This window comes from Pseudomonas fildesensis (genome assembly GCF_001050345.1).
Taxonomy (GTDB): domain Bacteria; phylum Pseudomonadota; class Gammaproteobacteria; order Pseudomonadales; family Pseudomonadaceae; genus Aquipseudomonas; species Aquipseudomonas fildesensis.
Genome location: NZ_LFMW01000032.1, coordinates 1 through 4,678 on the forward strand (window position 1 = coordinate 1; position 4,678 = coordinate 4,678).

5 protein-coding genes are annotated in these 4,678 nt (G+C 60.1%); 2 read left to right on the forward strand and 3 right to left on the reverse strand.

Annotated features, from left to right (window positions below; translation table 11 throughout):
• Positions 1–134, forward strand: a 134-nt coding sequence (locus ACR52_RS29955; protein ID WP_152687706.1) for an integrase core domain-containing protein, incomplete at its 5' end; no start/stop codon positions are given.
• A 534-nt stretch (positions 135–668) separates the two neighbouring features.
• Here the strand turns inward: ACR52_RS29955 and ACR52_RS27230 are convergent.
• The 3 genes from ACR52_RS27230 to ACR52_RS27240 all read right to left on the reverse strand — a co-directional run bounded on the left by ACR52_RS27230 (position 669) and on the right by ACR52_RS27240 (position 3,136).
• The gene (locus tag ACR52_RS27230) at positions 669–1,568 is read right to left on the reverse strand and encodes a hydroxymethylglutaryl-CoA lyase (RefSeq protein WP_048731276.1); all 900 of its coding nucleotides are present in this window, start codon (positions 1,566–1,568) and stop codon (positions 669–671) included.
• A 16-nt stretch (positions 1,569–1,584) separates the two neighbouring features.
• Positions 1,585–1,977, reverse strand: a complete 393-nt coding sequence (locus ACR52_RS27235; RefSeq protein WP_048731273.1) for a MerR family transcriptional regulator — start codon at positions 1,975–1,977, stop codon at positions 1,585–1,587.
• 223 nt (positions 1,978–2,200) lie between these two features.
• On the reverse strand, positions 2,201–3,136 hold the full coding sequence (locus ACR52_RS27240; RefSeq protein WP_017136514.1) for a LysR family transcriptional regulator: 936 nt from the start codon (positions 3,134–3,136) through the stop codon (positions 2,201–2,203).
• Positions 3,137–3,287: 151 nt separating this feature from the next.
• Here ACR52_RS27240 and ACR52_RS27245 point away from each other — a divergent pair, with 151 nt between their 5' ends.
• Positions 3,288–4,517: an acyl-CoA dehydrogenase gene (locus ACR52_RS27245; RefSeq protein ID WP_048731274.1), complete on the forward strand. Its 1,230-nt coding sequence runs from the start codon at positions 3,288–3,290 to the stop codon at positions 4,515–4,517.
• Positions 4,518–4,678: the final 161 nt, after the last annotated feature.

A 4,678-nucleotide genomic window follows, 5' to 3' on the forward strand; every position in this document is an offset into this window, starting at 1 on the left:
TTCTCTTGCACCGGCCCAAAGATGCGGCTGAAGCCGCGCGAATGGTGGATCAATCGGTGCAGATATATAACAGCGAGCGGCCACATCTATCGCTGAAATACAAAACGCCCGATGCGGTGCATCGGGCGTTTTGAGGCTGAAATGGGTGTAAACCTATTTCAGGACTAGACACGTTGCGTGCTCTTTTTTTATTATTGAGGGGCGGTCTATTGTTGTTTTTGGCAACCGTGGCCCTTTACCGCTGTTTTTGTCGACCCCCATCCGGGGTCAAGAGCAAACGTATTTTTTTGAGCGTTGATCTGCTTCTTCGTTATCGATCCAACCAGTGGGTAGCTACCTGAGGTAGTTTTATTTTTCTCTAACCGGTTGCGGGTTTCGGCACGCCGTACCCTGCGAAGCACATCTTCTCCAAAAAAATCTGTTAGCTGCGTCTCTGCCGTGTTGTTTTTGTTATGTCAGAGTCGTTCCGTCTTATTTTTATTAGGTTTGGCGCTTTTTATTCTTGTTATGCAATAGAGATAGCAGAACGCGTGCCAACTTTATAAATATCTTTAAAATCAATGAGTTGGTTTTTATGTGGGATTTGACCTACGGCAAATACGACAAAATATGTTCCCGTGTTACTCGATGTGTAGGCGTGCGGTAACACATCGTCACCCATCGGTTACTCACTGTGCGCTGCGTGCCTTGGCCACCCTCGAGCCACTGGGCCGGCCGAGCACCGTGCAAATCTGTTGCCCGGCGCTAATCAGTTGTTCCAGGTCGATCCCGGTGTCGATCCCCAGCCCGTTGAGCAGGTACACCACGTCTTCGGTGGCGACGTTACCGCTCGCGCCCTTGGCATAGGGGCAGCCGCCCAGGCCCGCGATAGAGCTGTCGAACACACTGATCCCTTCGAGCAGGCTGGCGTAGAGATTGGCAATCGCCTGGCCATAGGTGTCGTGGAAGTGGCCGGCCAGTTTGTCCCGAGGCACCTGTGCGCCTACTACTTCGAACAGCCGGCGCGTGGCGCCCGCCGTGCCGGTGCCGATGGTGTCGCCCAGGGAAACCTCATAGCAGCCCATGGCAAACAGCTCGCGGGCCACCGCCGCGACTTGTTCCGGGGCGACCGTGCCTTCGTACGGGCAACCCAGCACACACGACACGTAGCCGCGCACGCTCACCCCATGCTGCTTGGCCGCGGCCATGATCGGCGCGAAACGCTCCAGGCTTTCGCTGATCGAGCAGTTGATATTGCGCTGGGAAAACGCCTCGGATGCCGCCGCAAACACCGCGACTTCCTTGACCCCGGCCGCCAGCGCATCTTCAAAACCGCGCAGGTTCGGCGCCAGCGCGCCATAGGTCACGCCGGGTTTGCGCTGGATCTGGGCAAACACCTCGGCTGAGCCGGCCATCTGCGGCACCCATTTGGGCGAGACAAAACTGCCGACTTCGATATAGCCCAGGCCGGCGGCGCTCAGGGCGTCCACCAACTGGACCTTGTCGGCCACGCTGATGGGTTGGGCTTCGTTCTGCAAACCGTCGCGCGGGCCGACTTCCACCAAGCGTACGTGTGAAGGGAGAGACATGGTGATTACCTTATGATCAATGGCCAACCTGGCTCATGGTGTGCGCGAGGGCCTGGGTGCAGCGCTCTTCGGCGGTGTCCAGTTCCAGCTTCATCTGTTCGATATCCAGCAGTTGCTGTTCCAACTGCTCGCGGCGCTCGGCGATCTTCACGAGCATGCTGTTGAGCTGGATGTGGTTGCCGCTGGTGGGGTCATACAGTTCGATAAGCTCGCGGCATTCGGCCAGGGAAAAGCCGATGCGCTTGCCGCGCAAAATCAGCTTGAGGCTGACCTTGTCACGCGCCGAGTAGATACGCTCCTGGCCCCGGCGCTCCGGGGCCAGCAGGCCTTGTTCCTCATAGAAGCGAATGGCCCGGGTGGTGATGTCGAGCTCGCGGGCGAGGTCGGAGATACTGTAGGTCGTGCTCATGGGGGCGCTCAAGAAGGTCTTGGCGCTAAGCTAATGGCTGGTTGACGTAAACGTCAAGCACATCACCTTGGCATCTGCGCACTCTGTGGCGAGGGCGCTTGCTGTAGCGAGGGAGCTTGCTCCCGCTGGACTGCGCAGCAGGCCTATGTTTTGGGGCCGCTTCGCGCCCCAGCGGGAGCAAGCGCCCTCGCCACAGGGAAAGCCCCGCCCCACAAGTCGCAGGTCAAGCTTGCTTGCCGTCCAACTTCTTCTCGTGCGCCGTCACCTGCTGGCACAACTCGATCATTTGCTCGCGCATCCAGCGGTTGGCCGGGTCCTGGTCGGTGCTTTCATGCCAGTACAGGTGGGTTTCCACTGGCGGCACGTCGTTCACCGGCAAGTTGAACCAATGCAACTCATGACGACGGGCGAAGCGTTCGGGCACGGTCATCACCATGTCGGTCTGCTGCAACACCTGCGAGGCCATCAGGTAATGCTGGGAGCGCAGGGCGATCTTGCGCTGGATGCCCATCTTGCCCAAGGCCAGGTCGACGTGGCCCAACCCGTTGCGGCGGCTCGAGATATGGATATGGGTCAGCGACAGGTAATCGTCCAGGGTGAACTTGTCCTTGCCTGCCATCGGGTGGCCCTTGCGCATGGCGCACACGTAGCGGTCTTCCATCAGCTTGACGTGGCGCACTTGCGGGTCGGTGTTGAGCGGCGCATCCACGGCGAAATCCAGGCGCCCGGCGGCCAGTTCCTTGGTGGTCTCGCGGCGTTTGGACAGGAAACTCTCGATCACCACGGTCGGCGCCAGGCGGCGCAGGCGCTGGAACAGCAGCGGCAGGATCACCGCTTCGGTGAGGTCGGTCATGCTGATGCGATAGGTCTTGGCCGCCTGCTGCGGGTTGAAGATGCGGCTTTCCTGCACCGACACCCGCAACAACGACAGCGCATTGCGCACCGGGCCGATGATGTTCTGCGCCATCGGGGTGGGCACCATGCCCTGCGCGGTGCGCACGAACAGCGGGTCGTTGAAGGTTTCCCGAAGACGTGCCAGCGCGTTGGACACCGCCGGCTGAGTAATGCCGACAATCTGCCCGGCGCGGGTCAGGTTGGCTTCGGTGTAGATCGCGTCAAAGACGATAAACAGGTTGAGGTCGACCTTGCTCAGATTCATTTCGTTGCGCTCTTATTGTTAGGTGTCCATGCGCCGATCATATATCGGTGATGAATGTTAATACACGCCGAGAATAGGCTAGGTAAATTATCAACGCTGTTCTAGCATCGATTGCATGACCTAAACAACCTCTCAAAGAAGGGAGCTGCTCATGGATTTCGCCTATTCGCCCAAGGTTCAGGAACTGCGTGAACGCGTCACTGCGTTCATGGACGCTTACGTCTACCCGGCCGAGCCGGTGTTTGAACGCCAGGTCAGCGAAGGTGATCGCTGGCAGCCCACCGCAATCATGGAAGAGTTGAAGCTCAAGGCTAAAGCCGAAGGCCTGTGGAACCTGTTCCTGCCGGAATCCGAACTGGGCGCGGGCCTGACCAACCTTGAATACGCGCCGCTGGCCGAGATCATGGGCCGTTCCCTGCTGGGCCCGGAGCCGTTCAACTGCTCGGCGCCCGACACCGGCAACATGGAAGTGCTGGTGCGTTACGCCAATGCAGAACAGAAACAACGCTGGCTCGAACCGCTGCTGCGCGGCGAGATCCGCTCGGCCTTCGCGATGACCGAACCGGACGTGGCTTCCTCGGACGCCACCAACATGGCCGCCCGCGCCGAGCGCCAGGGCGACGAGTGGGTGATCAACGGCAAGAAATGGTGGACCTCCGGCGCCTGCGACCCGCGCTGCAAGATCCTTATCTTCATGGGCCTGAGCAACCCGGATGCACCGCGCCATCAGCAGCACTCGATGATTCTGGTGCCGGTGGACGCCCCAGGCGTGAAGATCGTGCGCCCCTTGCCTGTGTTCGGCTACGACGACGCGCCCCACGGCCACGCCGAAGTGCTGTTCGACAACGTGCGTGTGCCGTATGAAAACGTACTGCTGGGTGAAGGACGCGGTTTTGAAATCGCCCAGGGTCGCCTTGGCCCGGGCCGTATTCACCACTGCATGCGCTCCATCGGCATGGCCGAGCGCGCGCTGGAACTGATGTGCAAACGCGCCATCAGCCGTACCGCCTTCGGCAAACCGTTGGCGCGCCTGGGTGGCAACATCGACAAGATTGCCGACTCGCGGATGGAAATCGACATGGCACGTCTGCTGACCCTGAAAGCGGCGTACATGATGGACACTGCGGGTAACAAAGTGGCAAAAAGTGAAATTGCCCAGATCAAGGTGGTAGCACCGAACGTGGCGCTGAAGGTGATCGACCGCGCGATCCAGATCCACGGCGGCGCCGGGGTTTCCAACGACTTCCCGCTGGCCTACATGTACGCCATGCAACGCACCCTGCGCCTGGCCGACGGCCCGGACGAAGTGCACCGCGCGGCGATCGGCAAGTTCGAGATCGGCAAGTATGTGCCTAAAGAGCTGATGCGCAGCGGGCAGTAAATAGTCGGGTGACCCCGTCTATTGTGGCGAACGCGCTCCCTGTGGCGAGCGGGCTTGCCCCGCGTTGGGCTGCGCAGCGGCCCTGAAACCAGTCGATGGGGTCTATCAGGAACACTGCGGCGGTTTTATTGGGGCTGCTGCGCAGCCCAACGCGGGGCAAG